The 17,774-nt window shown below is 68.4% G+C and carries 20 protein-coding genes; 2 read left to right on the top strand and 18 right to left on the bottom strand.

Translation table 11 applies throughout. The annotated features are described in order from the left end of the window. Positions 1-58 precede the first annotated feature (58 nt). The 16 genes from lgt to hisD all read right to left on the bottom strand — a co-directional run bounded on the left by lgt (position 59) and on the right by hisD (position 14,200). Positions 59-1,558 (bottom strand): prolipoprotein diacylglyceryl transferase, encoded by a 1,500-nt coding sequence (gene lgt, locus IDF66_RS23735; RefSeq protein WP_317628531.1) that lies wholly within the window; start codon positions 1,556-1,558, stop codon positions 59-61. Positions 1,559-1,611: 53 nt separating this feature from the next. After that, positions 1,612-2,460, bottom strand: coding sequence for a tryptophan synthase subunit alpha (gene trpA / locus IDF66_RS00420; protein WP_190265370.1), 849 nt, complete (start codon positions 2,458-2,460; stop codon positions 1,612-1,614). Beyond that, the gene (trpB, locus tag IDF66_RS00425) at positions 2,457-3,731 is read right to left on the bottom strand and encodes a tryptophan synthase subunit beta (protein ID WP_190265371.1); all 1,275 of its coding nucleotides are present in this window, start codon (positions 3,729-3,731) and stop codon (positions 2,457-2,459) included. Before trpB ends, trpA begins: the two co-directional genes overlap by 4 nt. A gap of 86 nt (positions 3,732-3,817) precedes the next feature. Continuing rightward, complete coding sequence (gene trpC / locus IDF66_RS00430; protein WP_164309489.1) at positions 3,818-4,636, bottom strand: indole-3-glycerol phosphate synthase TrpC; 819 nt, start codon at positions 4,634-4,636, stop codon at positions 3,818-3,820. 34 nt (positions 4,637-4,670) lie between these two features. Beyond that, the gene (locus tag IDF66_RS00435; RefSeq protein ID WP_190265372.1) at positions 4,671-5,480 is read right to left on the bottom strand and encodes a TIGR02234 family membrane protein; all 810 of its coding nucleotides are present in this window, start codon (positions 5,478-5,480) and stop codon (positions 4,671-4,673) included. After that, positions 5,477-7,039: an anthranilate synthase component I gene (locus tag IDF66_RS00440; RefSeq protein WP_223309075.1), complete on the bottom strand. Its 1,563-nt coding sequence runs from the start codon at positions 7,037-7,039 to the stop codon at positions 5,477-5,479. The genes IDF66_RS00435 and IDF66_RS00440 overlap by 4 nt, the downstream gene beginning before the upstream one ends. Beyond that, a complete protein-coding gene (locus IDF66_RS00445) occupies positions 7,036-7,215 on the bottom strand; it encodes a tautomerase family protein (RefSeq protein WP_164309492.1) in 180 nt (59 codons plus the stop codon). The genes IDF66_RS00440 and IDF66_RS00445 overlap by 4 nt, the downstream gene beginning before the upstream one ends. 37 nt (positions 7,216-7,252) lie before the next feature. Then, entirely contained in the window at positions 7,253-7,645 is a 393-nt protein-coding gene (gene hisI, locus IDF66_RS00450) for a phosphoribosyl-AMP cyclohydrolase (protein ID WP_190265374.1), read from the bottom strand. Positions 7,646-7,691: 46 nt separating this feature from the next. Beyond that, on the bottom strand, positions 7,692-8,465 hold the full coding sequence (hisF, locus tag IDF66_RS00455) for an imidazole glycerol phosphate synthase subunit HisF (RefSeq protein ID WP_164309494.1): 774 nt from the start codon (positions 8,463-8,465) through the stop codon (positions 7,692-7,694). Between the two features lie 70 nt (positions 8,466-8,535). After that, positions 8,536-9,384 carry an inositol monophosphatase family protein gene (locus tag IDF66_RS00460; protein ID WP_190265375.1) on the bottom strand — a complete coding sequence of 283 codons (849 nt, stop codon included), beginning with the start codon at positions 9,382-9,384 and terminating at the stop codon, positions 8,536-8,538. A gap of 13 nt (positions 9,385-9,397) precedes the next feature. Continuing rightward, positions 9,398-10,141, bottom strand: coding sequence for a bifunctional 1-(5-phosphoribosyl)-5-((5-phosphoribosylamino)methylideneamino)imidazole-4-carboxamide isomerase/phosphoribosylanthranilate isomerase PriA (gene priA / locus IDF66_RS00465; RefSeq protein ID WP_190265376.1), 744 nt, complete (start codon positions 10,139-10,141; stop codon positions 9,398-9,400). Then, positions 10,134-10,421 (bottom strand): hypothetical protein, encoded by a 288-nt coding sequence (locus tag IDF66_RS00470; RefSeq protein WP_190265377.1) that lies wholly within the window; start codon positions 10,419-10,421, stop codon positions 10,134-10,136. The genes priA and IDF66_RS00470 overlap by 8 nt, the downstream gene beginning before the upstream one ends. Further along, positions 10,418-11,062, bottom strand: a complete 645-nt coding sequence (gene hisH / locus IDF66_RS00475; protein ID WP_190265378.1) for an imidazole glycerol phosphate synthase subunit HisH — start codon at positions 11,060-11,062, stop codon at positions 10,418-10,420. Before hisH ends, IDF66_RS00470 begins: the two co-directional genes overlap by 4 nt. Before the next feature lie 13 nt (positions 11,063-11,075). After that, positions 11,076-11,726, bottom strand: a complete 651-nt coding sequence (gene hisB / locus IDF66_RS00480) for an imidazoleglycerol-phosphate dehydratase HisB (protein ID WP_164309499.1) — start codon at positions 11,724-11,726, stop codon at positions 11,076-11,078. After that, positions 11,727-12,863, bottom strand: coding sequence for a histidinol-phosphate transaminase (locus tag IDF66_RS00485; RefSeq protein WP_164309500.1), 1,137 nt, complete (start codon positions 12,861-12,863; stop codon positions 11,727-11,729). Continuing rightward, complete coding sequence (gene hisD / locus IDF66_RS00490; protein ID WP_164309518.1) at positions 12,860-14,200, bottom strand: histidinol dehydrogenase; 1,341 nt, start codon at positions 14,198-14,200, stop codon at positions 12,860-12,862. The genes IDF66_RS00485 and hisD overlap by 4 nt, the downstream gene beginning before the upstream one ends. Before the next feature lie 242 nt (positions 14,201-14,442). On the opposite strand from hisD, the gene IDF66_RS00495 reads away from it, so the two are divergent. Next, positions 14,443-15,036: a hypothetical protein gene (locus IDF66_RS00495; protein ID WP_190265379.1), complete on the top strand. Its 594-nt coding sequence runs from the start codon at positions 14,443-14,445 to the stop codon at positions 15,034-15,036. On the opposite strand, the gene nadC is transcribed toward IDF66_RS00495, so the two are convergent. Beyond that, on the bottom strand, positions 14,964-15,866 hold the full coding sequence (gene nadC / locus IDF66_RS00500; RefSeq protein WP_190265380.1) for a carboxylating nicotinate-nucleotide diphosphorylase: 903 nt from the start codon (positions 15,864-15,866) through the stop codon (positions 14,964-14,966). The genes IDF66_RS00495 and nadC overlap by 73 nt on opposite strands. Continuing rightward, positions 15,859-16,920 (bottom strand): quinolinate synthase NadA, encoded by a 1,062-nt coding sequence (nadA, locus tag IDF66_RS00505; RefSeq protein WP_190265381.1) that lies wholly within the window; start codon positions 16,918-16,920, stop codon positions 15,859-15,861. The genes nadC and nadA overlap by 8 nt, the downstream gene beginning before the upstream one ends. 237 nt (positions 16,921-17,157) lie before the next feature. On the opposite strand from nadA, the gene IDF66_RS00510 reads away from it, so the two are divergent. After that, a complete protein-coding gene (locus IDF66_RS00510; RefSeq protein WP_190265382.1) occupies positions 17,158-17,763 on the top strand; it encodes a response regulator transcription factor in 606 nt (201 codons plus the stop codon). The last annotated feature ends 11 nt before the right edge of the window (positions 17,764-17,774 follow it).

The following is a 17,774-nucleotide window of genomic DNA, read 5'->3' on the forward strand; positions in this document are numbered from 1 at the left end:
CGGCTGTGATCAGCACCGGAACGGGTTCGTTCCGCGTGACGGGAGTGTCGATGCCCGACTAGGTGTGTTCGGGGTCGTCGGGGGTGCCGTCGGCGTCGTCGGCGGTGCCGTTGGCGTCCTCGGCGGTGCCGTTGGCGACATCCGTGGTGCTGTCAGCGTCGTCGGCGGTGCTGTCGGCGGCATCCGTGGTGCTGTCAGCGTCCTCGGCGGTGCTGTCGGCGACATCCGTGGTGCTGTCGACGTCCTCGGCGGTGCTCTCGGCGGCATCCGTGGTGCTGTCATCAGCGTCGTCGGCGGTGCTCTCGGCGGCATCCGTGGTGCTGTCGACGTCCTCGGCGGTGCTCTCGGCGGCATCCGTGGTGCTGTCCGCGTCGCCTACCTCCGACTCGAGCACCCAGTCCTCGGTGGAGGATTCCGCCGTCAGCGGCTCCCCGTCGTCGGCCCGGGGCGTGTGGCGCGCGATCGCGGCCGCGAGTGCGGCCTCGGCGGGACTGTCGCCGGGCTCCTCGGCCACACGTCGGGCCCGGCCACGTCTCGTGTCCGCGTCGCCGCTGTCGCGAGCGTCATCGGCGTCTGCGTCGTAGCGGTCGTCGATGTAACCGGCGACCCCGAGCTCCTCGAGTTCTTCGGCCCGCTGCGGGTGATAGATCTCCAGGCCCTGCTCACGGCCGCGCGGTGCGAGAACGAAGTAGGCTGCCGCACAGGCGAGCACCAGCACCGCGGTGAACACGTTGATCCGGGTTCCGAAGATGTGGGTGGCCGGATCGGAACGCATCAGCTCGACACCGAAACGGCCGACGCAATAGCCGGCCACATACAGCGCGAACAGACGTCCGTGGCCGATCCGGAAACGCCTGTCGACGACGACGAGCAGGATCACCACGAGGACGTTCCACAGCAGCTCGTAGAGGAAGGTCGGATGCACGATGGCAACCACATGGCCGTTGGAGGTACCGCTGATCAGGCCGGGATCGGCGACCCCGTTCGCATCGACGCGCTCGTAGATCTTCAAGCCCCACCGCACGGTCGTCTCGCGACCATAGAGCTCCTGGTTGAAGTAGTTCCCGAGGCGGCCGATGGCCTGGGCCAGCAGGATGGCCGGTGCGAGCGCGTCCCCGAATGGGGGCAACCGGATGCCGTGTCGTCGCGCACCGATCCAGGCGCCGAGCGCGCCGAGCAGTACGGCACCCCAGATACCCAGGCCGCCATCCCAGATCTTCAGTGCGTCGATCGGCTCCTTCGGGCCGTCGCCGAAGTAGGTCTGCCAGTCGGTGGCCACGTGGTAGAGCCGCCCGCCGACGAGGCCGAAGGGCACCGCCCAGATCGCGACGTCGAGGACCTCACCCTCTTGCCCGCCGCGGGCCTTCCAGCGGCGATTGCCCCACCAGACCGCGACGATGATGCCGACGATGATGCAGAGGGCGTATGCGCGGACGGGAAACGGTCCCAGATGCCAGACGCCCTCCGGCGGGCTCGGGAGGTAGGCCAGGACCATCGATCCTGCGGATCCAGTCCCGTCGAGAGTTGTCGGCCCAGCAAGGGGTGTCGGCACCGTCACGCTGCCACCCTAACCGACCGACCGATCCGGACCGTGGACCGGCGGTGGGACGCTTATGCTCCGCGTGGAGCCGAGCCGGCAGGAGTCGCCGCACGCACGCCCTCGGCGAGTTCGCCGACCAGCGCCGCGAGCTCGGTCGTGCCGACCTTGGCCGCCGACACGAGCGCCGAGCCAACGATCACGCCGTCGGCGTAACTCGCGATCTCGGCGGCCTGCGCTCCGCTGCGAACGCCCAGACCGACACCGATCGGGATGTCGCTGTGCGCCCGCACCCGCGCGCACAGCTCCGGCGCGGCGTCGGACACCGCGTCACGGGCGCCCGTGACACCCATCGTCGAGGCCGCGTAGACGAACCCGCGCGAGGCATCGACGGTGAGGGCCAATCGTTCGGTTGTCGATGACGGCGCGACGAGATAGATGCGGTCGAGGTCGTGTGCGTCGGACGCGGCCTCCCAGGCGGCGCCCTCCTCGGGAATGAGGTTCGGGGTGATCAGGCCGGCACCGCCCGCGCTCGCCAGATCGTGGGCGAACCGGTCCACGCCGTACTGCAGCACCGGATTCCAGTAGCTCATGACGACGGCCTGGCCGCCTGCCGCGGCGATGGCCTCCACGGCCGTGAAGACGTCGCGGACCCGCACGCCGTTGGCGAGCGCCAGGTCGGCGGCCTCCTGGATGGTTGGTCCGTCCATCACCGGATCGGAGTACGGCACGCCGACCTCGATGATGTCGCAGCCGGCCTCGACCATCGTTCGGAAATACTCCACCGACTTCTCGACCGTGGGGTAACCCACGGGCAGGTATCCGATCAGGGCGCTACGACCCTCGTCACGGCATCGGGCGAAGGTCGGGCCGAGCTTCGAGCGCGCCGTGTGGGTCACGGCGGCCGCTTCCTGGGCACTCATACCGTCTCCCCTGTCTGTTCGCCGCCTGCCGCCGCCTCGTCCTGTGATGGGGGCTTGTCGAACAGGTGGAACCATTCCGCTGCGGTGTCGACGTCCTTGTCACCACGACCGGACAGGCTCACGACGATGATCGCGCCGTCACCGAGTTCCCGGCCGAGTTCGAGCGCACCGGCAACCGCGTGCGCGGACTCGATGGCCGGGATGATGCCCTCGCGCCGGCTCAGCAACGCGAGCGCGTCCATCGCCTCCGTGTCGGTGATCGGCCGGTAATCGGCGCGGCCGATGTCCTTCAGATACGCGTGCTCGGGTCCGACGCCGGGATAGTCGAGACCTGCAGAGATCGAATGCGATTCGATGGTCTGCCCATCCTCGTCCTGCAACAGGTAGGAATAGGCCCCCTGGAACGCACCCGGTGTTCCGCCGGTGAAAGTCGCGGCGTGCCGGCCTGTCTCGACACCGTCGCCCGCGGCCTCGTAACCGATGAGTCGCACGCTCGCGTCGTCGATGAACGGATGGAAGATCCCGATCGCGTTGGAACCGCCACCGACACACGCGACCACAGCGTCGGGCAGGCGCCCGACCTGCTCCTGGATCTGCGCGCGCGCCTCCAACCCGACGACACGCTGAAAGTCGCGGACCATCGCAGGGAACGGATGCGGCCCGGCCGCCGTACCGAAGCAGTAATAAGTGTTGTGCGCGTTGGTCACCCAGTCGCGCATCGCCTCGTTGATGGCATCCTTGAGGGTCGCCGACCCGTTGTCGACAGCGATCACCTCGGCGCCGAGGAGCCGCATCCGGGCCACGTTCAGGGCCTGCCGATCGGTGTCGACCCGGCCCATGTAGACGACGCATTCGAGACCGAGCAATGCGCAGGCGGTCGCGGTGGCGACACCGTGCTGACCGGCGCCGGTCTCGGCGATCACCCGTGACTTGCCCATGCGCTGCGCCAGCAATGCCTGTCCGAGCACATTGTTGATCTTGTGCGAGCCGGTGTGGTTCAGATCCTCACGCTTGAGGAAAAGCCTTGCGCCGCCGGCATCTTCACGAAGTCGCGCCGCTTCGTACAGCGGCGACGGCCGTCCGGTGTAGTCCCGCTGCAACCGGTCGAGCTCGGCAAGGTAGTCGTCGTCGCGACGCAGTTTCTGGTACGTCGTGGTGACCTCGTCGATCACCGCCATCAATGCCTCGGGGACGTGCCGTCCGCCGTAGACACCGAAATGGCCGCTCTCGTCGGGTTCGATCGATGTACGCGTGGTGAGCCCGACGCTCATGGCCGGGTAGGGAACGTTGGGAGAATCGGTATTCGCGCTCACGGTCTCTTGTCGTCGGCTATCGGGGTCAGCGGGCGGAAATGCCGTCAGCGAACCGGTTTCGGGCAGGAAGGGTGCGTCCCGGCGGTGACCAACTCGGAGACGGCAGCCCGCGGGTTGCCACTGGTGACGAGGCCCTCACCGACGAGCACCGCATCTGCACCTGCACCTGCATAGGCCAGCAGGTCGGCGGTGCCGCGAACGCCGGATTCGGCAACCCGGATCACCCGGGTCGGCAGTCCGGGAGCGATGCGGGCAAAGGAGTCGCGGTCGACTTCGAGGGTCTTCAGATTGCGTGCGTTGACACCCACCACCGAGGCACCTGCCTCGAGCGCGCGATCGGCCTCTTCCTCGGTGTGCACCTCGACGAGTGCGGTCATGCCGAGACTCTCGGTGCGGTCGAGCAACGACGCGAGGACGTTCTGCTCGAGTGCCGCGACGATCAGCAGGATCACGTCGGCACCGTGGGCGCGGGCCTCATGGATTTGATAGGGCCCGACGATGAAGTCCTTGCGCAGCACCGGGATGTTCACCGCTGCGCGCACACTGTCGAGATCAGCGAGCGACCCGCGAAAGCGTCGCTGCTCGGTCAACACGCTGATGATGCGAGCGCCACCGGCCTCATAGGCGGCGGCGAGTTCGGCGGGATCGGCGATGGTCGCCAGATCGCCCTTGGACGGGCTGGCGCGCTTCACCTCGGCGATGACCCCGATGCCCGGCTTGTTGAACGCGGCCATGGCATCGATGGGTTCGGGAGCCTGCACGGACGCCGCCTTGATCGCCGCGTAGTCGACCACGGCTTCACGCGCGGCGACGTCAGCTTTCACTCCCTCGAGGATGGAGTCGAGGACAGTCGGCGTACTCACGACGTGTGGGCCCCCTTTCGATGTTCGTGTGCTCTCAGGGTAGACCGGTGCCCGAATCGTCCTGTGGCCGGGTTGGCCGCTCACGGCCGTCGTCCGCAGGGGTCTCCGGGACATCGGTGGGATCGATCCCGGTGTCGAGTGCGTCCCACATCATGCGTTCGTTCGCGGCGGGTCCTTCGTTACGCCCATCCGCCCGTGAGGCGTCGTCGGACGCCGTGTCACCGGTGGTCGCGGTGCCGGTTGTGGCACCGGTGGTGCGCTCGTGCTCGGCGAAGATCTGACGCTCCAGTTCCGCTCGCCGCGCGCCTGGGCTCTTGTACTTCGACGACATCCCGGCCCCACCGGCCACCCGGAGCAGGAGCACGCCTGCCAGGACCGCACACACGGTGCCGGCGAGCGCGACCACCGCCGCCCAGGAGTTGGTGGTGATCAGCAGTACCTGGAAACGGCCGGGAAGATTGGCGGCGTCGGCGGCGTAACCCGAGTCGGCACCACCGGTCATCAGTGAGATGGCGGGGATGGCAGCGAGGACACCGCCCGCCGCGACGAGTATCGCGATCACGCGTAGACCCCAGCCGCGCACCGAGAACGCTGCGAGGATGGCCGCGAGAAGAACCAGCGCGAGTGGTGTCAGCCACGGACTCCAGTCCGAACCCTTGACGTCGAAATCCCGTGCCGGGGCCAGTCCGTCCGCGGCGAGTACCCGGCACCACACCAACCGAGACGCCGACCAGAAGGCCAGTGCCGCGAGCGCCAGCAGGATGGCGGCGAGCATCTGGCGTCGCCGCATGAACGACTTCGCGGCGGCCGCCGGATCGGTGCTCGAGGGAGTCGGCGCGTTCATCGGGTCCCGCTCTCCACGGTGACCCCGTCGTCGGCGTCCGATCCGACGCGGCGCATGGTGCCGGCCGCGGCGACCGCGTTGAGGACGGCGGTCGCCTTGTTGCGCGCCTCGTTGTACTCGTATTCGGGTTCGCTGTCGGCGACCACGCCGCCGCCTGCCTGTACGAAGGCACGCCCGCCCGACATCAGCGCGGTGCGGATCGCGATCGCGGTGTCAGCGTTGCCGGCGAAATCCAGATACCCGACGATCCCGCCATAGAGGCCGCGCCGCGTCAGCTCGTGTTCGTCGATGAGTTCCATGGCACGCACCTTCGGTGCGCCGGTGAGCGTGCCCGCCGGGAAACACGCGGTGACCGCGTCGAGCGCGTGTTTGTCCTCGCGCAGCGTCCCCGACACCGTCGAGACGAGATGCATGACATGGCTGTACCGCTCGACATGGCGGTAATCGCCGACCTTGACCGTGCCGGGGCGGCAGACCCGACCGAGGTCGTTACGGCCCAGATCGACGAGCATCAGATGCTCGGCGTTCTCCTTCTCGTCTTCCACCAGGCCCTTGGCGAGGAGCTGATCCTCTTCCTCGGTGGCACCGCGCCAGCGCGTCCCTGCGATGGGATGGGTGGTCGCCACTCCGTCGGACACGGTGACGAGCGCTTCGGGGCTGCTGCCGACGATGGTGAACGGACCACTGCCGGCACCGTCGTGACCGGGCATCCGAAGGAGATACATGTACGGACTCGGATTGGACGCGCGCAGCACCCGGTAGACGTCGACCGGATCGGCCTCGGTCTCCATCTCGAATCGCTGCGACGGAACCACCTGGAACGCCTCGCCCGCTTCGATCTCACCGACGAGGGTCGTGACGATCTCGCTGTACTCCGCGAGCGTCCGTTGTGACCGGTACTCCGGCGTCGGACGGTCGAAATGCGACACCGTGGACGGTGACGGGGCGGCCAGGGCCTGGGTCATGCGGTCGAGCCGCGCGACCGCGTCGTGATATGCCTGCTCGGCCCGCTCGGATGAGCCGTCCCAGTTCACCGCGTTGGCGATCAAGGTGATGGTGCCCTCGTGGTGATCGACAGCGGCGAGGTCGGTCGCCAGCAGCATCATCATGTCCGGCAGTCCGAGGTCGTCGGTGGTGGTCTCCGGGAGCCGCTCGAGCCGGCGCACCATGTCGTAGGCGAAGAATCCGACGAAACCACCGGTCAGCGGTGGCATGTCAGGGAACGGATCGGTGGCCAGCAGGCGCAACGACTCGGCCAGCGCCTCGACCGGGTCGCCCCCGTCGGGCGCACCGGTGGGGACCTCGCCCCACCAGCGGGCCTCACCGTCGACGACGGTGAGCGCCGAGGGCGACTGCACACCGATGAACGACCAGCGCGACCAGGAGCGGCCGTTCTCCGCCGACTCCAGCAGGAAGGTGCCCTCCCGGTCGCCTGCGAGCTTCCGGTACGCCGACAAGGGCGTCTCGGAGTCGGCGAGCACCTTGCGGGTGACGGGGACGACGCGGTGATCGGCCGCGAGGTCGAGGAACTCCGCGAGTGTGGTCGTGTCGGGGCTCATCCCAGCGGCTCGCCGCCGACGCCCCACTGCTGCCGGGGAATCTCGGTGATGGTCACCCACACCGAGTCGGGATTCTTACCGGTCGCCTTCGCGTAGGCATCGGTCACCGCCGCGATGGTCTCCCGTTTGACCCGGTCGGACAGGCCCGGGGTCTGCGAGATCTGGATCAATGGCATCGGCGCCGTCACCGCCTTTCTTCTCGACTGGTCGCGTTCATTGTCCCCCGCCGCCGGCAGATGCCTCCCCCGCCGGGGGTGCGTCGGATGCCGCGAACGGCAGTGAGGGGGTGTCGAAACAACTGTGATTACCCGTGTGGCAGGCGGCGCCGACCTGGTCGACCACCAACAGCACGGTGTCTCCGTCGCAGTCGAGCCGGACATCGTGCACGAATTGGGTGTGGCCGCTGGTCTCGCCCTTCACCCAGTACTGCTGACGGGAGCGCGAATAGTAGGTGGCCCGTCGGGTTGCCAGAGTCTGTTCGAGCGCGGCGTCGTCCATCCACGCCATCATCAGGACGGTGCCGGTCTCGCGTTCCTGGGCGATCGCTGCGAACAACCCGTCGTCGTTGCGTTTCAGGCGGGCGGCGATGTCGTGGTCGAGAGCCATCTTCGGGGTCCTGTCGTGTTGTCGAGTGCGTACGGGGAACGTCGCGTCAACGGACGATGATTCCCTCGGCCGCCATCGCGGCCTTCACGTCGGGAATGGTCAGCTCTCCGAAGTGGAACACCGACGCAGCCAGAACCGCGTCGGCGCCGGCCGCCACGGCGGGCGCGAAGTCGGCGATCGCGCCGGCGCCGCCACTTGCGATCACCGGGACGTCGACCTCTGCGCGGACCGCGGCCAGCATGCGCAGATCGAAGCCCCGCTTGGTGCCGTCGGCATCCATCGAGTTCAGCAGGATCTCACCGACGCCGAGTTCCTGCCCGCGCCGGGCCCACTCGACGGCGTCGATACCGGTGCCGCGGCGGCCTCCATGGGTGGTGACCTCCCATCCCGACGGTGTGGGTTCGTCGCCGTCCGGAACGGTTCGCGCATCCACCGACAACACGATGCACTGCGATCCGAACCGACGGCTCATCTCGGCGAGCACCTCGGGACGCGCGATCGCCGCGGTGTTGACGCTGACCTTGTCCGCGCCTGCCCTCAGCATGGTGTCGACGTCGTCGACGGTCCGGATCCCTCCCCCCACGGTCAGCGGGATGAAGATCTGATCCGCCGTCCGTTTGACGACCTCGATCATCGTCGACCGGCCCGAACTCGACGCCGTGACGTCGAGGAAGGTCAGTTCGTCGGCCCCCTCGCCGTCATAGCGGGCCGCGAGTTCGACGGGGTCGCCTGCGTCGCGCAGGTTCTGGAAGTTGACTCCCTTGACGACCCGCCCGTCGTCCACGTCGAGACAAGGGATGACTCGCACCGCAACAGTCATCGAACAGTCCTCCCGGTCGAGACGGCCCCGACAACACCGTCGAGACAAGGGATCACTCGCACCGCAACAGTCATCGGCGACCTCCTGAGTCCTCTGGGTTGGTGGCATTGGTGGGCTGTGAACCCCATTCGTCGCCGACCACGCCGTCGATGACCGTCATCAGTTCCGCATGCAGCCCTGGGGCGGCGCACACCAGCGACGGCGACGCGGCCGTCCACGGTTGGCCTGCGAGGTCGGTCGCAACCCCGCCGGCGGCGCGAACCAGTGCCGCACCCGCCGCGTTGTCCCACGCGTGGCGGCCGAAAGCAATTGCGCCGCCGAAGATCCCCGCGGCGGTGTAGGCCATGTCGACGCCCGTGCTGCCCGTCATCCGCAAACGGGCGACCCGAGAACTCAACGCCCGGAGGACATCGACGCGGCGTGCACCGGGATAACGCCCCTTCGCCCGTTCGTTGAACGGACCGTAGGCGATGGCCGAGGTCTGCAGGTCGACCGGGACCAGCGGTGGCATGGGCTCGCCGTCGACGAGGAGCGGGCCGTCGACGTGACCGGCGTACCGACGTCCCAACAGCGGCAGCCAGGTCAGCCCGAGGACCGGGTCGCCGTCGACGAGCAGGCCGAGCAGGATGCCCGCCAGTGGGACACCTGTCGAGTAGTTGTAGGTGCCGTCGACCGGATCGAGCACCCAGACGGCTCCCTCGGTGACCGACGGCCCACCGAATTCCTCACCGTGAACGGGGATCTGGGTGCGGTCGGCGAGTTCACCGGCGATCCGCCGTTCCAGATCGAGGTCGACCTGTGTGGCAAAGTCCGTGGGGCCCTTGGTGACTGCGCTCGGAGCACCGAGCCCGGCCACGAACTCGGCGGACACCGAGTCGAGGATGGTGCTCGCCGTGTCCAGCAGTCGTGAGTGGTCCATCACTTCCCGGTGACTACTTCCCGGCAACGGCGGACAGGGCCTGCGGCAGCGTGAACCGGCCGGCGTAGAGGGCCTTGCCGACGATCGCCCCTTCCACGCCGCGGTCGACGAGTCCGGCGATCGCGACCAGGTCGTCGAGGGCCGACACCCCGCCGGAGGCGACGACCGGTGCCGACGTGGCCGCGGCGACCTCCCCCAGCAGCTCCAGATTCGGCCCGGCCAGTGTGCCGTCCTTGGAGACGTCGGTGACGACGTACCGTGCACAACCGTCGCGGTCGAGGCGCTCGAGAACCTCCCACAGGTCGCCGCCGTCGGTGACCCAGCCGCGACCACGCAGACGGTAGGACTCCCCTTCTCGGATGACGTCGAGCCCGACCGCGATCCGGTCGCCGTAGCGTTCGATCGCCCGTGCGCACCACTCCGGGTTCTCCAGCGCAGCCGTGCCGAGATTCACGCGGGTGCAACCGGTTCCGAGCGCAGCGGAGAGGGAGTCATCGTCGCGGATACCGCCGGAGAGTTCGACCTTCACGTCGAGTTCGCCGACGACATCGGCGAGCAGTTCACGGTTGTTGCCGCGTCCGAACGCGGCGTCGAGGTCGACCAGATGGATCCACTCGGCCCCGTCGGTCTGCCAGGCCAGCGCGGCCTCCCGCGGCGAACCGTATGAGGTCTCGGTGCCTGCCGCGCCTTGGACGAGTCGGACGGCCTGCCCGTCGGCGACGTCGACGGCGGGGAGGAGTTCAAGGGTGTTACCCATCGGTGGATGTGTTCCTGTCTGTCGGATCGGACGTATGGGGCCGGTCAGAGCGCGCGGCCAGGATCTCATGCTCGGCGCGGGCGATCATGCGCCGGGAGACGCCGCCGATCACCCAGATCATCGCCAGCACCGCGATCAGCGCGATGACCAGGCCTGCGATGGGTGACCACTGCGCCACCAGCAGGATCACCGGGATGGACACCAGCAGTACGACGACACCCGCGCCGAGCGAGTACAGGACCAGCTTGCCGTAGGAGAATCGGGTGTCGTCGACGTTCATGCCAGGGACCGGACCCAGTTGCGGAGCAGGTGCGCGCCGGCATCCCCGGACTTCTCCGGGTGGAACTGGGTCGCAGCGAGTGCGCCGTTCTCGACCGCCGCAAGGAACGGGCCGCCATGTGTGGCCCAGGTCAGCTTGGGCGGATCGATCCGCGAACCGTCGGTGTCCATACTCCAGTCCTGAACGGCGTAGGAGTGCACGAAGTAGAAACGGGTATCGGAATCCAGACCGTCGAACAGCGTCGTGCCGGCCGCCGCGTCCACCGTGTTCCAGCCCATGTGCGGGAGCACCTCGGCGGGGAGCCGGCTGACGGTACCGGGCCACTCGCCACAGCCCTGCGCCTCGACGCCGAACTCGACACCGCGCTCGAACAGGATCTGCATGCCGACGCAGATGCCGAGTACCGGTCGCCCGCCGGCCAGGCGCTGGTCGATGATGCGGTGGCCCTTGACCGCGTTGAGCCCCTCCATGCAGGCGGCGAAGGCGCCCACCCCGGGGACCACCAGACCGTCGCAGTTGGTTGCGATGTCGCGATCGTCGGTGACCGTCACCTCGGCCCCGGCCCGTTCGAGCGCACGCTGCGCCGACCGCAGATTGCCCGATCCGTAGTCGAGTACGGCGACTGCGGGTGCACCGCTCATCGGGTGCGCCCCATCAGAGCGCTCCCTTGGTGGACGGCACACCACTCACCCGCGGATCATTCTCGGTCGCAGCACGCAACGCGCGGGCCACCGCCTTGAACTCGGCCTCGGTGATGTGGTGCTGATCTCGCCCGTACAGCACTCGCACATGCAGAGCGATGCGAGCGTTGAGTGCGATCGCCTCGAAGACGTGACGGTTGATCACGGTCGAATACGGCACGCCCGGATATCCGCCGATCACCGCGGTGAGCAGGTGCTCGGGTTCACCGGTGTGCACGCAGTAGGGTCGCCCCGACACGTCGACGGCCGCGTGCGCGAGGGTCTCGTCCATCGGTATCCAGGCATCGCCGAACCGCCGGATGCCCTTCTTGTCGCCGAGCGCCTGACCCAACGCCTGGCCGAGCACGATCGACGTGTCCTCGATGGTGTGGTGCCCCTCGACCTCGACGTCGCCTTTCGCCTCGACGGTGAGGTCGAAGCTGCCGTGCTGACCGAAGGCGGTGAGCATGTGGTCGAAGAACGCGATACCGGTCGAGATATGGGTGACGCCGGTGCCGTCGAGGTTCAACTCGACGGTGATCGACGACTCCCTGGTGGTTCGTTCGACGCGTGCCGTGCGAGCGGAGCGACGGGGGTCTTCATCAGGCGGCTGTGCGGTGGTCACTTACCCATTCTCCAGATCTGTAGACGCGAGCGTCCGGCTGACGTCGAGGAAGGCGTCGTTCTCGGCTGCCAGCCCGATGGTGACACGCAGGTGGCCGGCGATCCCGACGTCTCGGATCAACACGCCGTGGTCGAGATAGCGTTGCCAACTCGCCGGTGCATCGGTGAAATGACCGAACAGCAGGAAGTTGGCATCGGAATCCACGACCCGGAAGCCGGCGGCGGACAGTTCCTGCGCGACGCGTCTGCGTTCGGCGATGATCGCGGCGACACCCGCGAGCGTGTCGTCGCGATGCCGCAGCGCGGCGCGGGCGGCGGCCTGGGTGAGCACCGACAGGTGGTACGGCAGGCGGACCAGGAGCAGCGCCTCGACGATCGCGGGCGCGGCGGCCAGGTAGCCAAGGCGCCCGCCGGCAAACGCGAACGCCTTGCTCATGGTCCGGCTGACGACGACCTTGGCCGGGAACTCGTCGATGAGCTCGACCGCGCTGGGCCGATCGGAGAACTCGCCGTACGCCTCGTCGACGATCACGATGCCGGGCGCCGCCTCGACGATGCGCCGGAGATCGTCGGGGGTCACCGAACCGCCGGTCGGGTTGTTGGGCGACGTCACGAACACCACGTCGGGTCGCCGTGCCTCGACCTCGGCGACCGCGTAATCGATGTCGAGGCCGAAATCGGCGGCGCGATGCGCGGCGAGCCATGTGGTGTCGGTGCCGTCCGAGATGATCGGGTGCATCGAGTACGAGGGCACGAACCCGAGTGAACTGCGCCCGGGGCCCGCGAAGGCCTGCAGCAGCTGCTGGAGGATCTCGTTGGAACCGTTGGCCGCCCAGAGGTTCTCGACGCCCAGGGACACACCGGTCGCGGTCGAGAGATAGTCCGCGAGATCGCTCCGCAGGGCGACGGCGTCGCGGTCCGGATACCGGTGCAGCGCCGCTGCCACGACACGCGTCGACTCGGCGACGTCGTCGATCAGCGCCGCCGACGGCGGGTGCGGGTTCTCGTTGGTGTTGAGGACCACCGGAACCTCGAGTTGCGGTGCGCCATAAGCACTCTTGCCACGGAGGTTGTCGCGCAGCGGCAGATCGTCGACGCTGATGCCGGAGCCGGGGATCAGCTTGTCGGGCGCACTCATCGCCCACCTCCGGCAAACCGCTGCTTCACGGCGTCACCGTGACCCGGCAGGTCTTCGGCGTCGGCGAGGGTCACCACCTGATCCGCGACGTCACGCAGGGCTGCCTCGTCGTAGTCGATGACGTGCACGCCCTTGAGGAAGGTCTGTACCGACAGGCCCGAGGCGAAACGTGCCGAACCCGACGTCGGGAGAACGTGATTGGACCCGGCGCAGTAGTCGCCCAGACTGACCGGCGCATAGGGGCCGACGAAGATCGCGCCTGCGTTGTGCACCCGGTCGGCCACCGCCGCCGCGTCGCGGGTCTGGATCTCGAGGTGCTCGGCGGCGTACGCGTCCACGACGGCCAGACCGGCCTCGAGATCGTCCACCAGCACGATGCCGGACTGCTTGCCCGACAGCGCGGTGGTCACGCGCTCGCGGTGCTTGGTGGTCGCGACCTGCGCATCGAGGGCGGTGTCCACGGCGTCGGCGAGGTCGGCGCTGTCGGTCACGAGCACCGAGGCAGCGAGGACGTCGTGCTCGGCCTGACTGATCAGGTCGGACGCCAGGATGCCTGCGTCGGCGCTGTCGTCGGCGAGGATGGCGATCTCGGTCGGCCCCGCCTCGGAGTCGATGCCGACGACGCCGCGACACAACCGCTTGGCGGCGGTCACGTAGATGTTGCCCGGTCCGGTGATGAGGTCGACCGGGTCCAGGACGGCCCCCGGGTCGTCGGCGGCGTCGGTGTCGGTCCCGCCGTAGGTGAGCAGGGCCACGCCCTGTGCACCGCCGACCGCCCACACCTCCTCGACATCGAGCAGCGCACACGCGGCCAGGATGGTCGGGTGCGGCCATCCGCCGAAGTCCTTCTGCGGCGGCGAGGCGATCACCAGCGAACCGACACCCGCCTCCTGGGCGGGCACCACGTTCATGATCACCGACGACGGGTAGACCGCGTTGCCACCGGGCACGTACAGGCCGACGCGCCGCACCGGGATCCACTTCTCGCTGACGACCCCACCATCGACCACCTGCGTGCGGGAGGTCTCGCGACGCTGATCGGCGTGGACCTTGCGGGCCCGGGTGATCGATTCGCGCAACGCGTCGGCGACCGTCGGGTCGAGTCGCGCCAGTGCGTCGGCGATCACCGCGGCAGGGACACGGACCGAGGTCGGCCGGACACCGTCGAACCTGGCGCCGAACTCGAGGGCGGCATCGACCCCGCGCTCGGCGATCTCGTGAACCACCGGCGCCACCGTGTCGAGGACGGCATTGACGTCGGTGCCCCCGCGCGGCAGCGCACGACGCAATTCGGCGAGCGTCGGGGTGGCACCGCGCAGGTCGGTTCGGGCGAGCATCGGGTTCTCCTGTGAGCTGGGGAGGGTGCGCACCATGCGCACACGTCACAACCAGTTTATGGGGTCGGGAGAAGTGGTTTTCACACGGTGGCCGTCCGCCGCGATTCCGGCCGCCCAACATGTCGGTACACCGACTTATTGTTCGACCTCACTGGACGGACGAAGGGCGGCACGGGGTGGTCAAAGCGAATACCGGCGCGGAAACCGGACAACCGTGCGGCCGCTGCGGCAAGAGCACCTTTGTGAGTCGTTCGGCGGCGCGGCGGGCGGCGCGGCGCTACTCGATGCGGCGGGTCCATGTCTATCGCTGCCCGAATGGCAGCGGCTTCCATCTCGGCCACTCACCACCCTCGGTGAGTCGCGGTGAGATCGGCGGCAGCGAGTACGTCGCATGGCGCGAGACGTTCGCGCCACACCGGCGTCGTCGCCACCATCCGCTGGTCGAGGAGACCTTCGCCGTCGTCGTCGACGACGACGTCACCCTCGACGGTCTCGGGCTCGCACTCGCGGTCCACATCGCATTCTGGCAACGAGTCCACGCCGAGAACCCGACGTGGCGCGAGGCGATCGGACCACTCCGGGGCGACGCCTTCGATATCGGCGAACTGCTCCGGGTTCCGACCGCATGGACCGGTGAGAGGTCCGCATGGGAGAACGAGGCAATCGCCAAGCTGATGGAAGAGTTGCGCGAGCGCGGCTGGATATCGTTCGACCGCAGAGAACGATCACTTCGGCCCGGACCGCGCGCCCGTGGCGATCGGGATCAGCGAGCCGGGATGTCGAGCCCGAGGTCGAGCACGGTGACCGAATGGGTCAGTGCACCGACGGCGAGATAGTCGACACCGGTCCGTGCATAGTCGGCGGCCATGTCGAGTGAGAGCCCACCGGAACTCTCGAGCTTCGTCTGCGGCGACCGCGTGTTGCGACGCTGCACCGCCATCTGCGTCTCCCACAAGGCGAAGTTGTCGAGCAGCACCAGCTGCGGTTCCAGCGGCAGCACCTCGTCGAGCTGCGCCAGTGAGTCGACCTCCACCTCGACGGGGAGGTCGGGAGCCGCCGCCCGCACGGCACTCAACGCCGCGCTCACCGAGCCGGCGGCGACCACGTGGTTGTCCTTGATGAGGGCGGCATCGCCGAGGCCCATCCGGTGATTGACGCCGCCGCCTGCGCGCACTGCGTACTTCTGCAGATACCGCATGCCCGGCAATGTCTTCCGCGAATCGCGCACCTTGGCGTCGGTCCCCTCGACCGCGGCCACCCAGCGGGCGGTGGCGGTGGCGATGCCGGAGAGATGCGACACCAGATTGAGCGCCGTCCGCTCGGCGGTGAGGAGTGCGCCGGTGGGCGCATGCACGCGCAGCACCACATCGCCGGGGCCGACCGTGGCACCATCGGGCACAGCGGCCGTCACCTCATAGGCGCCTGCACCGATCACCTCGTCGAACACCGCGACAACCACCGGGACCCCGGCGATCACGCCGTCGGCCCTGCTGACGACGGCCGCATCGCTGCGCGCGCCGTCCGGGACGGTCGCCGATGTCGTCACGTCGGGTCCGTGACGCAGGTCCTCGTCGAGAGCGGTCCTGATCAGTGCCCGGACCTCGTCGGTGATGGTCAGGTCCAGGTCTGCAGCGGCCCGGACCTGACCGACGAATGCCTCACTCACCGGAACCGGGATTCCCGATCGAGATCATCCGCTCGACGCTCTTGCGCGCACGCTCGGCGACGTCGGGCGCGACATGGACCTCGTCGCGGCCCTCACGGAGCGAACGAAGCAACGCGGCCGGGGTGATCATCTTCATGTACGGGCATGACGCGCGGTCGTTGACGGCTTGGAAATCGACTGCCGGCGCAGCTTTGCGGAGCTGGTGCAGCATGCCGATCTCGGTGGCCACCAGGACCTGCTTGGCGCCGGTCTCGCGCGCGGCATCGAGCATTCCGCCGGTGGAGAGGATCTTGACCTTGTCCTCCGGCACGAACCCCTCACCGGCGAGGTAGAGCGCCGACGTGGCGCACCCGCACTCGGGGTGGATGAAGAGATCGGCGTCCGGGTGTGAACTCGCCTGCTGCGCCAGTTCATCGCCGTTGATCCCCGCGTGGACGTGACATTCGCCCGCCCAGATGTGGATGTTGTCGCGGCCGGTCTCGCGCTTGACGTGCGCCCCGAGGAATTGGTCCGGGAGGAACAACACGTCACGGTCGGGATCGATCGATGCGACGACGTCCACGGCGTTCGACGACGTGCAGCAGATGTCGGTGAGACCCTTCACCTCCGCGGTCGTGTTCACATAGGAGACCACCACGGCGTCGGGGAACTCGGACTTCCATTCACGCAGCTCGTCGGCGGTGATGGAGTCCGCGAGAGAACATCCGGCGCGGGCGTCCGGGATCAGCACCCGCTTGTCGGGGCTGAGGATCTTCGCGGTCTCGGCCATGAAATGCACGCCGCAGAAGATGATCTCGTCGGCGTCCACCTCGGCGGCGATCCGCGAGAGGGCGAGCGAGTCGCCGACGTGGTCGGCGACGTCCTGGATCGCGGGGAGCTGGTAATTGTGGGCGAGCAGCGTCGCGTTGCGGGCGCGGGCAAGCCGTCGAACCTCGTCGGCCCATTCGGGTGTCGGCTCCACGCCGGTGTACCCACCGGGTCCGTCGGTCCACACGGCATCCATCAGACCCAGGTCGGCGCTCGCCGCGGCCGGACGATCGCTGGTGATGCTCATCTGCCACTCCTCTACCGGTCACGCTCGGTGCACGGGTCATGCGGCCGAGCCGGGTTTTCGACTGGTGATCGAAAACGCTGTCCATCGTAACACCGGTCACATCTGCGGCATTCCCTGCCGCAATTCGAGTAGTCCACTACGCGTTCGCTCGCGCGCGCCGAACCTTAGCGTCGGCCGTGTACAGACCTCATCCGGCCAGTCCAGACCGCGGCCCCGGACCAGATTGCGAGCAACGCGATGACCGTCTCCCCCTCCGAGAGCTTGAGCCCTGCCCCCGTATCGACCGGCCCCCGGCCGATTCCGCCCGGCACCGGCCGCGCGGATGCGGCCGCACAACGTCGTGAAGCCGCCCTCGCCCGCCTGGCCGCCCGGCGGATGCCACTCCCCGGCCAGCCCGTCGCGATGCCGGTCACGCCATCAGCGGCCCACGTGATCCCCAACGCTCACTCGGTGCAACGACCCCACCCGACCGACGGGCGGAACGGGCGTTCGCACATGCGGCTGATTCCGAGCACCACCCCGATTCCCGCCGGCACATCGACGTCACTCACGGTCACGCCTGCACCGCGGTCATCGTCGCCGGCGCTGCGTCCGCATCCCGAGAATCCGACGCGCAGACGCCCCGGCCTCACCGACCGCGAGATCCAGGTGCTCCGCACGTGGCTGCTGACCGATTCGAAGATCTGCGTGGCGGAGGAACTCTCGATCTCGATCGGCACGGTGAACACCCACCTCACGCGCATCCGGGCCAAGTACACGGCGGTCGAACGGACCGCCCGCACGAAGGCGGCGCTGGCCGCACGCGCCATCCAAGACGGGATTCTCGCTCTCGACGAACTCTGAGCCACGGCGTG

Origin of the sequence: Gordonia hankookensis, assembly GCF_014673215.1 — a bacterium.
Classification (GTDB): domain Bacteria; phylum Actinomycetota; class Actinomycetes; order Mycobacteriales; family Mycobacteriaceae; genus Gordonia; species Gordonia hankookensis.